Source organism: Pseudomonas sp. (assembly GCF_026224925.1).
GTDB lineage: Bacteria > Pseudomonadota > Gammaproteobacteria > Pseudomonadales > Pseudomonadaceae > Aquipseudomonas.
This window is the reverse complement of sequence record NZ_JAMFRV010000030.1, coordinates 1-12,145: the sequence shown is the minus strand read 5'-3', so window position 1 is coordinate 12,145 and position 12,145 is coordinate 1. Positions and strand designations below refer to the sequence as shown.

11 protein-coding genes are annotated in these 12,145 nt (G+C 58.1%); 9 read left to right on the top strand and 2 right to left on the bottom strand.

The genetic code is table 11. The annotated features are described in order from the left end of the window. The coding region (locus M0974_RS01560) for a winged helix-turn-helix transcriptional regulator (protein ID WP_367278936.1) at positions 1-143 on the bottom strand (143 nt) is incomplete at its 3' end. Between the two features lie 108 nt (positions 144-251). On the opposite strand from M0974_RS01560, the gene M0974_RS01555 reads away from it, so the two are divergent. The 9 genes from M0974_RS01555 to M0974_RS01515 all read left to right on the top strand — a co-directional run bounded on the left by M0974_RS01555 (position 252) and on the right by M0974_RS01515 (position 10,456). Further along, on the top strand, positions 252-1,430 hold the full coding sequence (locus M0974_RS01555; RefSeq protein WP_297831782.1) for an MFS transporter: 1,179 nt from the start codon (positions 252-254) through the stop codon (positions 1,428-1,430). Next, positions 1,427-2,317 carry an EamA family transporter gene (locus M0974_RS01550; RefSeq protein WP_297831779.1) on the top strand — a complete coding sequence of 297 codons (891 nt, stop codon included), beginning with the start codon at positions 1,427-1,429 and terminating at the stop codon, positions 2,315-2,317. The genes M0974_RS01555 and M0974_RS01550 overlap by 4 nt, the downstream gene beginning before the upstream one ends. Before the next feature lie 299 nt (positions 2,318-2,616). Beyond that, positions 2,617-3,354, top strand: a complete 738-nt coding sequence (locus M0974_RS01545; RefSeq protein ID WP_297831776.1) for a FadR/GntR family transcriptional regulator — start codon at positions 2,617-2,619, stop codon at positions 3,352-3,354. Next, positions 3,351-4,349 carry an ABC transporter ATP-binding protein gene (locus M0974_RS01540; protein ID WP_297831773.1) on the top strand — a complete coding sequence of 333 codons (999 nt, stop codon included), beginning with the start codon at positions 3,351-3,353 and terminating at the stop codon, positions 4,347-4,349. Before M0974_RS01545 ends, M0974_RS01540 begins: the two co-directional genes overlap by 4 nt. Continuing rightward, complete coding sequence (locus M0974_RS01535; RefSeq protein WP_297831770.1) at positions 4,346-5,479, top strand: ABC transporter ATP-binding protein; 1,134 nt, start codon at positions 4,346-4,348, stop codon at positions 5,477-5,479. Before M0974_RS01540 ends, M0974_RS01535 begins: the two co-directional genes overlap by 4 nt. After that, positions 5,476-6,978, top strand: coding sequence for an ABC transporter substrate-binding protein (locus M0974_RS01530; RefSeq protein ID WP_297831768.1), 1,503 nt, complete (start codon positions 5,476-5,478; stop codon positions 6,976-6,978). The genes M0974_RS01535 and M0974_RS01530 overlap by 4 nt, the downstream gene beginning before the upstream one ends. Before the next feature lie 28 nt (positions 6,979-7,006). Beyond that, positions 7,007-7,954 (top strand): ABC transporter permease, encoded by a 948-nt coding sequence (locus M0974_RS01525; protein ID WP_297831765.1) that lies wholly within the window; start codon positions 7,007-7,009, stop codon positions 7,952-7,954. Then, positions 7,951-8,823 carry an ABC transporter permease gene (locus M0974_RS01520; protein ID WP_297831763.1) on the top strand — a complete coding sequence of 291 codons (873 nt, stop codon included), beginning with the start codon at positions 7,951-7,953 and terminating at the stop codon, positions 8,821-8,823. The genes M0974_RS01525 and M0974_RS01520 overlap by 4 nt, the downstream gene beginning before the upstream one ends. Positions 8,824-8,860: 37 nt before the next feature. After that, a complete protein-coding gene (locus M0974_RS01515; protein WP_297831760.1) occupies positions 8,861-10,456 on the top strand; it encodes a gamma-glutamyltransferase family protein in 1,596 nt (531 codons plus the stop codon). A gap of 353 nt (positions 10,457-10,809) precedes the next feature. Here M0974_RS01515 and M0974_RS01510 read toward each other — a convergent pair whose 3' ends face one another. After that, positions 10,810-11,967: a glutathionylspermidine synthase family protein gene (locus tag M0974_RS01510; protein WP_297831758.1), complete on the bottom strand. Its 1,158-nt coding sequence runs from the start codon at positions 11,965-11,967 to the stop codon at positions 10,810-10,812. Positions 11,968-12,145 lie beyond the last annotated feature (178 nt).

Below are 12,145 nucleotides of genomic sequence, written 5' to 3'. Positions count from 1 at the left end.
CCTAGGCTTTTTTGAAACTCGCTGAAACGGCGGATATCGTCGAACGCATCACGAATGATCATCAGCGACCATCGATCACCGATGGCTTCCAATGTTCTAGCGACCGGGCATTCACTGGATTTCAGAGACTCTTGCTTGGCCATGGATTGACAGCACCTTTCAAAATGTAGTTGCAGATTAAAACCAGAGTTGGTAAAAAACAATTATCTGGTTTTGTTTTGAAACCTGATTTCATACCAAGGAAAGGACTCTTGACCCTCAACATACCTCCACCACTGACCAGTGCTGTCACGCTCTTATTTGCGGTGACCTGTGGTTTGGCGGTGGCCAACGTCTACTTGGCGCAACCTCTTTTGGAGTCGATGGCTGAAAGCCTGGATGTTGCCCAGAGTGCTATAGGCATCGTGGTTACCGCGACACAAATCGGCTACGCGATAGGTCTGTTGTTCATTGTTCCACTGGGTGATTTAGTCAATCGGCGACTGCTGATCATTGGGCAAATGTTGCTGTCTGCAGTAGCGTTAACGGTCGCTGCCTCAGCTCAGGCATTAGCGCTATTTTTAAGTGCGATGGTGATGGTGGGTCTGCTGGCAGTCGTGATCCAAGTGCTAGTCGCCTACACCGCTGCATTGGCAACACCTGTTGAGCGCGGTCAAGCGATAGGCAAGGTGACCAGTGGAATAGTGCTAGGGATATTGCTCGCGCGATTCGCGTCAGGGGCACTGGCGGATCTCGCTGGATGGCGATCGGTCTATTACGTTTCAGCGGTTTTGATGTTGCTGATGTCCGCACTACTGGTTAAAACCATGCCTCACCAGACGACGGCTCAGGTAAAAACGCCTTACCTCAAACTGATCGCGTCGGTGTTCCAACTCTTTGTCACTGAGCGGCTGCTTCGGGTCAGGGGCGTTCTCGCACTGCTGATTTTTGCAGCATTCAGTGTGCTGTGGACGTCGATGGTGTTGCCGCTAAGCGCCCGGCCTTATTCTTTATCACACACGCAAATCGGCTTGTTCGGTCTCGCGGGCGTCGCCGGCGCGCTTGCAGCTTCCAATGCAGGACGCTGGGCAGATCAGGGAGTAGGACAACGGGTCACCGGCATAGCGTTAGTCCTGCTAACCCTCTCATGGTTGGCCACTTCGCTGATGGAGACATCGCTGATCTTTTTGGTCATCGGAGTTGTCGTGCTGGACTTCGCTGTTCAGGCAGTGCATGTCACCAACCAAAGCATGATCTTCGCCGCGCGACCGGACGCCCAAAGCCGACTGGTGGGCGCTTACATGTTTTTTTATTCCATCGGCAGCGCCTTGGGTGCGGCTGGCGCAACGCAGGTTTACGCCTTGTGGGGCTGGCATGCAGTTTGTGGATTGGGGGCGTCTATTAGCGCCGTCGCATTTATCTTTTGGGGCGTCACAAGGAAGACACGATGAAAACAAGAGACTTGTTACTGGCAATACTCATAACAGCCATTTGGGGGCTAAATTTCTCAGTCATCAAACTGGGCCTGGCGACCATAGACCCGTTCATTCTGGCTGGCATCCGCTTCTCGTTATGTGCACTCCCTGCCATATTTTTCATAAAGAAACCGGATGTCCCATGGCGCTACATAATCGGCTACGGGCTGGTATTTGGTATTGGTTTGTGGGGCGTAGTGAACCTTGGCATCAAGTCAGGATTGTCCGCAGGCATCGCCTCGCTGGTTTTACAGCTCAGTGCTTTCTTCACGATTTTCCTGGGTGCCTGGGTATTCAAAGAGGCACTGACCAAGTATCAGTTACTGGGCATCGTGATCGCCTTGGGCGGCCTGGTCAGTATCATTTTCATCAGCGATGGATCAGTCACCCTGCCAGGGCTTGCCATGGTGGTCTTCGGGGCCGTGTCCTGGAGCGTCGCCAACATCATCAACAAGAAGACCAGCACCAAACAGGTGTTCGCCTTTCTCGTATGGTCCAGCGCGTTTTCTCCGCTGCCACTTTTCTTTCTGGACGTTGCAGTCAATGGTACGGCGGGTTTTACTGCCTTCGCCCATCAAGTCAACGTGACGTCGGTGCTGTCGATCCTGTTCCAGGTCTATCCCAACACTCTGTTTGCCTATTGGGTGTGGAACTCACTGCTGAAACAATACCCGGTATCAACAGTGGCCCCGCTGTCACTGCTGGTGCCGATCTTTGGACTGCTGGGCTCGGTGCTGATCTTCAACGAGAGCGTGCCCGCTACCAAGCTGTTGGCGCTTGGCCTGGTCATCATTGGTTTAACCGTGGGGCTTTACGGCAAACGCATTAGAAATGCGCTGACACAAACCGCTGCATGTTACTGAAACTGATCTTGCCCCACCCCAACGCATTCCCCGCCCAAAAAAAGGCACAACCGTAGTCCATCGCCAAAAATTGGTTCGCGCTCTTGCGAACCAATTCTGAATCGTTACTCCGAACCAACTCCTCGAACCATTAGCCATTGGCCCGCCCGACGTCACCGCCACTGATTGCCAAGACCCAGTGTGCGCAATCATGGCGAACCAATTTCAATTGGCATCGCAATTGCACTCGCCATTAGACACTCGGATCTGCCCAACAGTTGATCTGACGACCTTTCTTCGACCTGGCGCGAGTGACCACGATGCAACGGTTCGACCCTGACTCAACCTCTGACAACTCGTCGAAGATGGCCCTAGATGCCTTGCGGCAGATGGTGGCGCAGCATGCGGCGTTTCCCCAGCGGGCGTTGCCGACCGAGCGCGATCTATCGGCGGATTTCGGGGTCAGCCGACGGGCGATTCGTCGCGCCTTATCGGTGCTGGAAGCCGAAGGCCAGATCTGGCGGCGCCAAGGTAAGGGCACGTTTGTCGGCCCGACGCCGCCCAGCGCATCGCTGAGTTTTGCCCGACTTTCCGGACGAACCAATTTTAGTGAAGTGATGGAAGCCCGGCTGCACCTGGAACCCGCCCTCGCTTCGTTGGCAGCGGTTCGGGCCAACGGCGAGCAGATGGCGATTCTGCGGCGACTGGCCGAGCGCACTACGCATCAGCAGGATGCCGAGCAGATCGACCCGCAAGCACTTGAACTCTGGGACAGTGCCTTGCACCGCGGGATTGCCGAAGCGGCGGGCAACCGTCTGATGCTGGATATCTTCGAAATGCTCGACGCGATCCGCCTCGATCCGATGTGGCGAGATCTGCGTCAGCGGGCGCGCAATGCCGATCGTCTCACTACCTACAGCCACGACCATGACGACATTGTCAGTGCTATCGAAAGCCGCGACCCGATCAAGGCCGCAACCGCCATGCGTGGGCATTTGCGCGGACTGCAACAAGCGCTGGATCACGTTATCCATCAAGACCTCGAGGCGAGCTTATGAGCCCGAACCAGAGCCAGCCAGTACTCACCGTCAGCGACCTGACCGTGCGTTTTCCCGGCGCGCCAGCCAACGTCGTGGACCGAGTCTCTTTCTCGGTGCAGGCGGGTAAAACGCTGGCGATTGTCGGTGAGTCCGGCTGCGGCAAGAGCGTGACGTCCATGGCATTAATGGGCCTGCTGCCAGACACCGCCAACGTCACTGCCAGCGCCTCAGGTCTTATGAACGAAGCCTTGTTGGGCATGCCTGAACAGCGCCTGCTCGACGTTCGAGGCAACCGCATGGCGATGATTTTCCAAGAGCCCATGACCTCGCTGAACCCGGTGTTTACCATTGGCGAGCAGATCGCCGAAAGCGTGATCCGTCATCAAGGCTTGTCCGCCAAGGCTGCACGGCAGCGCGCACTGGAGATGCTGGAAAAGGTCCGTGTACCGGACGCAGCACAACGTCTCGATGCGTATCCCCATGAACTGTCCGGCGGCATACGCCAGCGGGTAATGATCGCCATGGCCCTGGCTAATGATCCGGCGCTGATCATCGCCGACGAGCCGACTACCGCGCTGGACGTGACGATTCAAGCGCAGATTCTTTCTCTGATCGCCAACCTGCAAGCCGAGACCGGTACCGCAATGATTCTGATCACCCATGATCTGGGCGTCGTCGCGGAGGTCGCCGACGAGGTCATGGTGATGTATGCCGGGCAGGTGGTGGAAAGCGGCTCGGTCAAGACCTTGTTCGACGACCCGCAGCACCCATACACCATCGGTTTGATGGGTTCTATGCCGTCCATTGGCCCCCGCGAAGGACGCTTGGCGACCATCAACGGCCGCGTGCCTACTCCCGCAGAAATGCCTGACGGCTGCCGCTTTGCCGGACGCTGCCCGTTTGTGATTCAGGCCTGTCGCGATGCCCGTCCAGCGTTGCTCGAACTGTCAGCGGGGCATTTCGCAGCGTGCATCCGCGTGCCCTTGGAATTGCATGTGGGAGCCAGCGCATGATCCCGTCGGAACGTAAAAAAGTAGACAATATTTTGCTCGAACGCTCGACACCGAAACCGATCCTCGAAGGCGTCGGCCTGAGCAAACATTTTGCAGTGGAAAGCGGTTTATTCCAGCGCAAGAAGCCACCGGTACAAGCCGTTAATAATGTCTCGTTGTCCGTGCGCACCGGCGAGACCCTGGCATTGGTGGGCGAGTCCGGTTCCGGAAAATCAACCTTGGGCCGCTTGCTACTGAATCTGTTACAGCCCACCGCTGGGGATGTGATCTACGAAGGTCGTAACCTCGCCAACTTGGCGCCGGACAAGCTGCGTCAGGTGCGCCGCGACCTGCAAATCATCTTTCAAGACCCCTTCGCATCGCTGAACCCGCGCATGACCGTGGAATCAATTATCGGCGAGCCGATCTGGCTGCACAGCGAAGCCAGCGGCAGCGACCGTCAGGCCAAAGTCGCCGAACTGCTGCGCACCGTGGGCCTTGCTCCGGAGCACGGGGCACGCCATCCCCATGAGTTTTCAGGCGGCCAGCGCCAACGCATTGGTATCGCCCGCGCGCTGGCTTCGCAGCCACGGCTAATCCTCGGTGACGAGCCGGTGTCAGCACTGGACGTGTCGGTGCAGGCACAAGTGGTCAATCTGCTGGAAGACCTCAAACATCAATTCGGCCTGACCCTGGTGATCGTTGCCCATGGGCTGGCGGTGATCCGGCACATGAGTGATCGGGTGGCGGTGATGTATCTCGGGGAAATCGTTGAACTGGCGCCGGTTGATGCGCTGTTCGAAACGCCATTGCATCCTTACACCCAGGCACTGATGGCCGCTGTCCCCGTCAGCCATCCTGATTTGCGCCACCCGCGCCCGGTGCTCGGCGGCGACATGCCTAGCCCTAGCCGACCACCTTCGGGCTGCCGCTTCCATACCCGTTGCCCGCATGCCCGCGCGTTGTGCAAAGAAGCCGTGCCAGTCATGCAAACCGTCGAGACCACGCGCCAGGTTGCGTGCCATTTCTGGCGTGAAATCGCCAATGCCGGGAGCGGCACTCTGATCCTTCCGACACCTAGCGCGGCCTACACCCAGCGCCTGAACCTGTTCAAGACTCATCAATCCCTATCGATGGAGAGCCAGACATGAAAGTCGCACGCCTACTGACAGGAACGTTGTTGTTGCTGGCCGCCAACGCCGCCTTTGCTGAATCCACCCTGCGCATCGGTATTCAGGACGACCCCGATGTCCTCGACCCGCATCGCTCGCGTACGTATTCGGGCCGACTGGTGTACACCGCACTCTGCGACAAACTGGTGGATGTCGCGCCGGACCTGACCTACGTGCCGCAACTGGCCACGGCGTGGAACTGGAGCGAGGACGGCAAGACCCTGACCTTGACACTGCGCGACGGCGTGACTTACCACGATGGCGAACTGTTCGATGCGGCGTCAGTGAAGTTCAACCTGGACCGTGCGCGCATCCTCCCTGACTCTTTGCGCAAGAGCGAGCTGTTGTCGGTGGACAGCGTTGAGGTGATCGATGCAAAAACCGTCGCCATCAAGCTCAAACAACCCGACGCGACGCTGATTTCGCAGCTGTCGGACCGCGCCGGGATGATGCTCGCGCCCAAAGCCGCCCAAGGTGAATTCGCCAGCAATCCGGTGTGTTCCGGTCCGTATAAATTTGTCCAGCGTGTGCAGCAGGATCGCATCGTGCTGGCGCGTTTCGACAATTATTGGAACAAGCAGGCGTACCACTTCGACAAAGTAATATTCCTGCCGATCCCGGATACCTCGGTGCGTCTGGCTAACTTGCGCTCCGGCGACCTGGACATCATCGAACGGGTCGCGCCCACCGATGTAAAGACCGCAAAGGCCGACAGCCATCTGACGATTTACAACACGCCCGGCCTGGGTTACATGCAGCTGATGTTCAACGTGGCCAACGGCGAAAAAGCCAATACACCGATAGGCAAGGACAAGCGCGTTCGCAAAGCTTTTGAACTGGCTATCGACCGCGACGCGATCAATCAGGTGGTGTTCGAAGGCCTGTACGCACCGAGCGCGCAACCGTTCCCGAAAAACAGCCCGTACTACGACAAGGAACTGCCGATTCCCACACGCGACGTGGCAAAAAGCAAAGCGCTGCTCACCGAAGCAGGGGTAAAAATGCCCCTGGACGTAGAGCTCAAAGTTGCCAACAACCCTATCGCACAACAAGTCGGCCAGATCATTCAGGCCATGGCCGGTGAAGCCGGTTTCAACGTCAAGTTGGTGGCCACTGAATACGCCACCCTGCTCAGCGAACAGCAAAGCGGTAACTTCCAGATTGGCATGAGCGCCTGGTCGGGGCGTCCTGATCCGGACGGTGATATTCATCCGTTCGCGTCCTGCAAAGGCGGTCAAAACGACGGTCATTATTGCAACCCAAAAATGGACGAACTACTGAACAAAGCGCGTACGGTCAACGATGTGGCGCAACGCCAGGCGTTGTACAACGGAGTGCTGCGTTTGCTGGCCGATGAAGTACCGACCGCCTACCTGTATTTCGACCCGCGAATCATCGCCATGCGTAACAACGTGACCGGTTTCGTGCCCAATCCAGACGGCCTTATTCGTCTGGCCGACGTTGCATTCAAGCCGTGATTGACGGGCATATTCTCGGGGGTTCGGCATGCTAATGTTTATCCTGCGACGCCTGCTCAGTGCGATTCCAACGCTGATTCTGGTGTCGTTGTTCGTCTTCACCCTGCAGAAACTGCTGCCGGGCGACCCGGTGCTGGCAATGGCCGGTGAAGAGCGAGACCCAGCAGTAATGGAATACCTGCGCGACAAGTACCGACTCAATGATCCTGTGCCGTTGCAATACCTGAACTGGGTCGGCAACGTGCTTAAGGGTGACTTCGGTACCTCGTTGCGCACCGAACAACCCGTGACTACGCTGCTGGCATCGAAGTTACCGGTGACGCTGGAACTGGCCGTATTCGCCCTGCTGATTGCGCTGTTGATCGGCATCCCTACGGGAATTATTTCCGCCGTGCGCAAAGGCACGGCAGTGGATTACGGGGCGAACATCGTCGCGTTGTCAGGGATATCCATTCCGCACTTCTGGCTAGGATTGCTGTTGATCATGATCTTCGCGGTGAAGCTGCACTGGTTACCTGCCTCAGGCTTCGTGCCCATGGGTGAGGACTTCGGGCAAAACTTGAAGACATTGATCCTGCCCGCCTTCGTGCTGGGCGCCGGGCTCTCAGGAATTCTCATGCGCCACACCCGCAGCGCCATGCTCGAAGTGCTGCGCACCGACTACGTGCGCACCGCCCGGGCCAAGGGACTGCTCCCGCACACGGTGATCCTCAAGCACGCACTGCGTAATGCGTTGATGCCCATCGTGACGCTGACCACCTTGCTCTTTGGCGAATTGCTCGGCGGCGCAGTGCTGACCGAACAGGTGTTCAGCATTCCAGGCTTCGGCAAGATGATCGTCGACGCGGTGTTCAATCGAGATTACGCCGTTGTACAAGGCGTGGTGCTGTGCGTAGCGATCGGCTTTCTGCTGCTGAATTTACTCGCTGACGTGCTCTACCGCATGATCAACCCGCGTTTGAGGAATGCTTCATGACCGCCATTGCCAGCGTCACCCTCAGTGCGCTGCAGCCGCGCAGCCGTTCGCCCTTCGTCAAAAAATTCCTCGCCAACAAGGGTGCAGTGTTGGGCGCGGCCGTGTTGCTGTTGTTTATCCTTGCCGCTGCTTTCGCGCCATGGATCTCGCCCCACGACCCGCTTAAAGCCAACTTTCTCGCGGTGCGCAAAGCGCCTTCGTTGATCTATTGGCTTGGCACCGACGAACTGGGCCGCGACCTGTTCTCGCGACTGCTGTGGGGGGCGCGTAGTTCGTTGCTGGCCGGTGGCGTTTCGGTAGCGATTGCCATGCTGATTGGCGTGCCGTTGGGCCTGGTGGCGGGTTACTTCGGTGGCAAGTTGGACGCACTGATTTCGAGAATCATGGAAGCACTGCTTTCCTGCCCGTTCCTGGTCCTGGCCATCGCCTTAGGAGCCTTTCTGGGCCCAAGCCTGAGCAATGCCATGATTGCTATTGGTCTGTCCGCCATGCCGATTTTCGCCCGGCTGACCCGCGGCCAAGTACTGTCGATCAAGCACGAGGATTATCTCGAAGGTGCCCGGGCCATCGGCCTGCCGGACCGCTGGATCATTCTGCGTTATGTGCTGCCCAACGTAATGTCGCCGCTGGTGGTGCAGGCCACACTGACTATCGCTTCGGCGATTCTTGCGGAAGCCAGCCTTTCGTTTCTCGGCCTGGGCCAGCAACCGCCCTCGCCGTCCTGGGGATCAATGCTGAACACCGCGAAAAATTTCATGGAGCAAGCGCCGTGGATGTCCATTGCGCCGGGCGTGGCGATTTACCTCACAGTCTTGTGCTTCAACTTGCTGGGCGATGGCTTGCGCGACGCGCTGGACCCCAAAGGCTAACCCTACCTTCCGTACCTTCTGCCAAAGAGACGATTCTATGTTCGATGATCTGAACTACAGCCAACCCTACGCTTCCGCGCGTTCGCCGGTGATGGGCACCAACATGGTCGCCTGTTCACAGCCATTGGCCTCCCAAGCGGGCCTGGACATGCTGCGCCGTGGCGGTAATGCAGTGGACGCCGCGATTGCGGCGGCCATGGTTTTGACCGTGGTCGAGCCCACCGGTTGCGGTATCGGCAGTGACGCGTTCGCCATCGTCTGGGACGGCAAGAAACTTCAGGGCCTGAACGCTTCCGGCCGTTCGCCGCAAGCCTGGACGCCTGAACATTTCGCAGGCCAAAGTGAAATGCCGCAACGCGGCTGGGGCTCAGTCACCGTACCGGGTGCCGTCTCGGCGTGGGTCGAGTTGTCCGAGCGTTACGGCAAACTGCCTTTCGCCACACTGGCCGAACCGGCCATTGGTTATGCGCGTGACGGCTATCAGGTGACACCCATCATCGCCGAGCTGTGGCGTCGCGGTGCGCAGCTGCTCAAATCACAACCGGGTTTCGCAGAGTGCTTCATGCCCGACGGAAAAGCACCGCTGGCCGGGGAAAAAATCCGCCTCAAAGATCACGCCCGTACCCTGGAGTTGATCGCTCAAACCAAAGGCGAGGCGTTTTATCGTGGCGAACTGGCTGAAGCGATCATCGCTCACGCGACTACCAACGGCAGCGTCATGAGTCTGGATGACTTGGCGACGCACACCGTGGACTGGATCGAAACCTTGTCAGTGCCGTATGCCGGCGCCGTGGTTCACGAGTTGCCACCCAATGGCCAGGGCATCGCTACCCTCGCCGGCCTGACCATGATTGAAGCGCTGGGCGTCGGCGAGTACCCGGTGGACAGCCTGGAAACCGTGCACCCAGTGCTGGAAGCCATGAAGCTGGCCTTGGCTGACCTGAACGAACATGTCGCTGATAACGACCACATGCGCTTTGCCTCAGAGCAGTTGCTGGACTCCGCCTACTTGATGTCACGCGCAGGGTTGGTCACCGAACAGGCTGCCAACCCCGGCCACGGTTCGCCAAAAGCCGGCGGCACGGTGTGCCTGTCCGCTGCTGACGAGAGCGGCATGATGATTTCGTTCATCCAGTCCAATTACATGGGCTTTGGCTCTGGCGTGGTGGTGCCTGGCACTGGCATTAGCTTGCAAAACCGTGGCGTGGGTTTCTCCCTGGACCCTGAGCACGTGAACGTCGTCGCACCGCGTAAACGCCCGTTCCACACCATCATTCCCGGTTTTGTGATGAACGCCGACGGTACGCCGTTGATGTCATTCGGCTTGATGGGCGGCCCGATGCAGGCCCAAGGGCATTTGCAGATGATGATGCGCATCCTGCGCTACAAACAGAACCCACAAGCCGCCGCTGATGCCCCGCGCTGGAGAATCGAATCCGGCCTGAAGGTCGCCGTGGAACGTTCGTTCGACCCGCAAGTGGTTGAAGGGTTACGCGCCAAAGGCCACGATATCGACGTCGAAGACCCAAGCGGCGTATTCGCCTTCGGCGGTGCCCAAATTATCCAGCGCACGGCCCACGGCTATGTTGGCGGGACTGATCCACGCAAGGACGGGTTGGTCGCGGCTTATTGATTGACCTGACTGATCAGGTGAACCGCGTCGCGCCATTCGCAAGCAAGCTTGCTCCCACAGGATCGGGGGCATTGACGGGTGTTCGTGTGACAGCACTGCTGAAAATATCCCGAACCCGCGCGATACCTAGCACTAACACCAATGCCTAAGCTGCTCCCAAAACCTGTGAGGGCAAGCTCCCACAGGATCGGGGCATTGGCGGGTGTTTGTGTGGGCAGCACTGCTGAAAATATCCCGAACCCGCGCGATACCTAGCACTAACACTAATGCCTAAGCTGCTCCCAAAACCTGTGGGAGCAAGCTTGCTTGCGAAGGCGTCAGGCCTGCAATCACCGTGTGCGCACCAACCCACCTCAATCAATCACCACATGAGGTAAAAACCGGCTGCTGTCTTTGGTGATCAAACTGTCATCTTCGCGAATGCCTATGCCCGACGCGGCGTCGCCCACGACCCATGAACCGACAAGGGTGTAGCTGTCACCAAAGCGAGGCAATGGGGCGAATTTTTGCAGGATGTACGGGGCGTCGTTATAGGGGCCGTCTTCGAAAATGACCTGATCGCCAGGGGTGCGGATTTCTATGTTGGCGCCTTCACGGGAGAAGTAGGGTTTGCGCACCCAGCCTTTAGGGACCGGGGCTCGCGGGTCTTGGTCGACGAAGGATGGCAGCAGGTTTGGATGCCCTTCGTTGAGTTCCCAGAGCAGTGGCAGGATACCTTTATTGGAAATAATCGATTTCCAGGCCGGCTCGATGAACTGCGTATCGCACGCCGGAATGGCCTGCCCGTGAGGCTCATGGAACACATGTTCCCACGCATGCAGCTTGAAAATTCGTTCGATCCAGCGCCCTTCTAAGTCGACGAACCTTCCCTGGGAATTCAGGCCGATGTCTTCGATGTCGATGTGCCGCGTTTTGATACCCGCGTGCTTGGCCATCTTGCGCAGAAATTCTGTGGTGCCCCGATCTTCACTGGAGCCGGACATGGCCGAGAAGTAAAACGGCCCACCTTCTTTGATCGCAGTGAACGCCCGAACCAGGTCTTCCGCCAGCGAGTTGAACTGACTGGCATGCGCAGGCAAAACGCCGCGTGCGATTTGCTCTTCAAGCCAGATGAGCTGAAAAGCACCGGCCTCGTAGGCGGAGGTCGGCGTGTCCATATTGCCTTCCAGCAGCTTGGCCGGATTGACGCCGTCGTAGCTGAAGTCAAAGCGCCCGTACAGATGCGGATGCCCTTCTTTCCAAGAGGTGCGGACCAGATCGAAAAATGCTGGCGGGATGGCGAGTCGGGTCAACAGCTCCTCGCTTTCCACCACCCGCTCCACCACGTCCAGACACATTGCATGAAGCTCTTGGGTCGGCGCTTCGATGTCCCGGGTGATCTGTTCTTCGGTGAACTGGTAGTAGGCGCGCTCGTCCCAGTAGCGCTCGCCATCAATGGTGTGGAAATTGAAACCCTCGCGCTCAGCGGTTTCGCGCCAGTCGGGGCGCTCTTCGATGCTGATTTTTTTCATGGAGAACGTTCCTGTTAACCGCCAAAGCTTGAGCCGCTGCTTTTACCACCCCAACCACTTCGGGCGGTCGCCTGGCTGCCGAAACCGCCGCGAGAGACAGAAGACGAGACTGAAGAATTACCCAGGCTGCGGCCCAACGTACTTTGTGTGTAGCTGCCACTTGAACTGGAACGAGCCT

Bases quoted from the DNA above. Each gene is read 5' to 3' on its own strand.
- M0974_RS01515 (WP_297831760.1), top strand. From the start codon at position 8,861: ATGTTCGATGATCTGAACTACAGCCAACCCTACGCTTCCGCGCGTTCG.
- M0974_RS01540 (WP_297831773.1), top strand. From the start codon at position 3,351: ATGAGCCCGAACCAGAGCCAGCCAGTACTCACCGTCAGCGACCTGACC.
- M0974_RS01550 (WP_297831779.1), top strand. From the start codon at position 1,427: ATGAAAACAAGAGACTTGTTACTGGCAATACTCATAACAGCCATTTGG.
- M0974_RS01535 (WP_297831770.1), top strand. From the start codon at position 4,346: ATGATCCCGTCGGAACGTAAAAAAGTAGACAATATTTTGCTCGAACGC.
- M0974_RS01510 (WP_297831758.1), bottom strand. From the start codon at position 11,967: ATGAAAAAAATCAGCATCGAAGAGCGCCCCGACTGGCGCGAAACCGCT.
- M0974_RS01520 (WP_297831763.1), top strand. From the start codon at position 7,951: ATGACCGCCATTGCCAGCGTCACCCTCAGTGCGCTGCAGCCGCGCAGC.
- M0974_RS01545 (WP_297831776.1), top strand. From the start codon at position 2,617: ATGCAACGGTTCGACCCTGACTCAACCTCTGACAACTCGTCGAAGATG.
- M0974_RS01530 (WP_297831768.1), top strand. From the start codon at position 5,476: ATGAAAGTCGCACGCCTACTGACAGGAACGTTGTTGTTGCTGGCCGCC.
- M0974_RS01525 (WP_297831765.1), top strand. From the start codon at position 7,007: ATGCTAATGTTTATCCTGCGACGCCTGCTCAGTGCGATTCCAACGCTG.